The sequence below is a fragment of the uncultured Jannaschia sp. genome (assembly GCF_947494055.1).
Taxonomy (GTDB): Bacteria; Pseudomonadota; Alphaproteobacteria; order Rhodobacterales; family Rhodobacteraceae; genus Jannaschia.
In genome coordinates, this window is sequence record NZ_CANLTR010000102.1 from 1 (window position 1) to 3,375 (window position 3,375).

Below are 3,375 nucleotides of genomic sequence, written 5' to 3' on the forward strand. Positions count from 1 at the left end.
GGCTCGGAGAAGAATTCGGCATGCGCCTGATCTAACCGTCAGGATTAATCACGTGAATCCCTCGCATCTTTGCGCAATAACGCCCACAGGAGGGCTCAATGGAATCGTAAGGACATTCCAGTGATGTCATTGAAGGGGCTTCAAAAGTCCCCTTCAATAGTAGCTTATTCATTCTATTCTTCTCTAGGGGCATGAAATAATGGAATGATCTCCGGTCCAATTACCGTCTGTCATTCTCATGCGGGTTATTATGTCGCGAGGCATGCTGCTACTTGACGTATACGACGCCATGCCCCTCATCAATGAGCCATTGATTGACGCCCTCTCCGTCGATGTAGATCGTCGTCAAGTGCCGCCCGTACCGCCCCTTCACCTCAGTATCGCTACGCTCGGCCTTCACTGTGCAGGCATACACGTCTTGGTTTAGAATGCGGTCTGAAAGGGCGTCTGTTGCCTCCTGGTAGCCGTCTTCCCCTCTCTCAAGGGTATAGACTCCGACAAGCCGTAGGCGTTCATTGTAACGCTAGGTATCGAAGCCAAGATCGATGTCCACGTCTACCGTGTCACCATCAATCACCCGGACCACGTGACCGGCATAGAGGTAGATGCCGCAGTCAGGGAGCGGTTGAGCGTCAGCAGAGTAAGACAGACAGAGGGCGGACAGACCAGTGGCAAGGCTTCTGGGGTCGTACCTTGTCCGGCCTGCCTGCGTTTCGCTAGCGGCGCTCGTCATTCCGTGATCCTCTTTGCGTCTGACGCGGTTTGAGGGCCCTGTAGCTCAGGACCAGAGGCGACGAAGGCGGGTAGGGCGACGGTCTGACAGGCTCGTATCATCCGATTGCTTAGCGGGTTGATGACGACCAAACCCTTACGAGCCACCTTAGCCCTGGGAAACCAGATAGGCGCGACGTCGCCTCTTGCCCATGTTCCCTATACGTTCCATCCACGGACCATGCCATACGTGCCAGTCAGTCTCGGCCTCAAGGGAACCATCCGGCTTGACCACCTGACAGTCAGGGATGTCGTCGTCATCACCTGCGCGAGTTGCCATACGCGGTGGAACGTCCCACCCTACCGGCTACTTGAACGATACCTCGCCTACCTGCCCATTGAAGCACTGGAGCGGGACATGAAGTGCCAGGGGTGTCCGGGTAATACAGAGATTCACTGGATATCATGTAAACGGTTAAGCCGGAGTATCATCGGTAAGCTTGAACAATGTGGACAATCATAAATCTCTCTGGGGAGCTCTAAAATGATATTCTGAGGGCCCTGGCGCTATATTGTTATAGCCGCCAGAAAGCGAGATGACCACTAGCGGGTCTTAAAAAGCGTTTCAGGGTCTATTGGACGAGCGCCTGAGGCATCCTTTATCTTGAAACGATCAGGGACCGTAATACAAAAACTACTAGGATTAACAAAGCGGCCGCTTCTTCAGAGTTCGGCTACTGCGAACTCATACTTCCGTACTGAAACAAGGTGACGGCTGACCCTAGATTCGGGTTAAGAATCGACGGGAAAGTGATCCGCACTTTCTAACTGAATCAGCTAGTATGTGGATCTACTGCCCGCAACCTCCCTGTCGATACCGCCATTTCAACCGAAAACGTCGTAGTAGCAAGTGAAGCTTGTAAAGCTCCAAGCGAGACATCGGAGAACTCTATCGTTCTTCCCCCGTAGGTTAGAATTGTTTCACCATTTGACGACGTAGATACGTCGTATAGCCCCGCCCCATTGGACAGCAGAATTCTATCCTGGACTATATCGTAATCAGAGATGATATCTAGCTCACTTGCCGGCGACCCAGAAAATACAAAACATCATTGCCGCCTCGACCGCTGATACTGTCATCTCCATTTCCTCCAGCGATCAAGTCATCTCCAAGCCCACCGTCAATTAGGTCGTTGCCGCCCCTACCGGCAATATCATCATTACCCAGTCCGCCAGTGATCGTATCCTTGCCGGCGCCGCCTATGACAATGTCATCTCCAGGGTCTCCAGTTAGATTATCACTGCCGCCGCCGCCGTAAATCTCGTCGTTGTCGTCGCCGCCTTCGACGTAATCTGAGCCCGTCCCTCCGAGAAGGCGATCCTCTCCAAAGTGACCATAAATTAAGTCGGCCCCGGCCCCACCCAATGAGAAATCGTTGCCTTCTCCGCTATCAATTAAGTCTCCTCCGGCCCCACCAAGGAGCCGATCATCATGGTTGCCGCCGTAGACTTCATCTCTTCCGTTACCGCCACGGATAACATCGGACCCAGCGCCACCGAGGAGAGAGTCGGATCCTCGATGTCCAAGGATTTTGTCATCCCCCAAACTTCCATCGAACTGATCCGCCCCGCCTTTACCTTTGAAGAGGTCGTCGCCTAGGCTTCCAAACTTATTGTCAACTCCCCGGCCGCCTATCACCCTGATACCCGGAACACCCGAGCCGAATGCGCCCTGCAATGCAAAGAAATCCCATATTGTATTGTCGGCGAATGACGCATCAGCGGCGGCCCTGATGTAACCAGCGGCTTCAACCTCTAGGCCCGTGATGCTATATTTAGGATAGCCTAAATACTCAACGTAGATACCTTCGATCGTTCCGATAATACTGCCACCCCTTAATTTAAAATCTCCTATTAGGGTAATATCGTTTGGAATCTCACCTTCTAGGTAGGCAGTTGCGAATACGTGTGTGCCCGACAACTTTAGAGGGCCGTATTTTATCTCTCTGATTGCTGGATCCGAAATTTTATGATTTAGAGAAATGTATCTACCGCTGAATCTAATACTCACTTGAACATTCCTTACAAAACCATCACAGGACTAATCTGTAAAACAAGACGGTAGTCATATCTGAAAATTTTAGCAAGCTTCTTGCTCGGATGGGCGGAGCGCTGCTCTTATGGCATAGCATGGAAAAACGTGTACGTGCTGCATTTAGGTGCGGTGGGTTGCCTTATGATTAAGCGTTGCGGAGCTCGCTCTGCTCAACGTTCGGATGACTATGACCGCTCGTGGAGTTAGAATAATTAGTGATCCCGGTCCAGCGCATGGTTCGTTCTTCCGTTCGGCTTATTGCTCGGAAGGGGCCTATGAAAGCCTTCTCTCATAGAATGGTTGGGTGGCCACAAGATAGGTCATGAAAACTCTTTAGCGTCCCCTAAAGAGCTACTCATGGCCTATCGACTTGGTGACCGTGTTGAATCCATCTCTTGATGAACTGGCCGCTACATGACAAGATCAATATTCACATTAGAACTACCCCGCTTTTTGGGGTCGGTTTCGACGAATCCCCGCCCCCTTTAGAAACTAGGTGTTTAATCCCACGGTTTGATGGTGTGATCCTTTCGAAGGAATGGAAGGAAGCCCTATGGGACAGGTTCGTC

The 3,375-nt window shown here is 51.5% G+C and carries 1 protein-coding gene and 1 pseudogene; both read right to left on the reverse strand.

Annotated elements, in window-relative coordinates; genetic code table 11:
* Positions 1-268: 268 nt before the first annotated feature.
* Positions 269-499: pseudogene (locus Q1A87_RS24390) on the reverse strand (thermonuclease family protein); the annotation flags it as partial.
* A 1,284-nt stretch (positions 500-1,783) separates the two neighbouring features.
* Positions 1,784-2,782 (reverse strand): calcium-binding protein, encoded by a 999-nt coding sequence (locus tag Q1A87_RS23120; RefSeq protein WP_299657105.1) that lies wholly within the window; start codon positions 2,780-2,782, stop codon positions 1,784-1,786.
* Positions 2,783-3,375 lie beyond the last annotated feature (593 nt).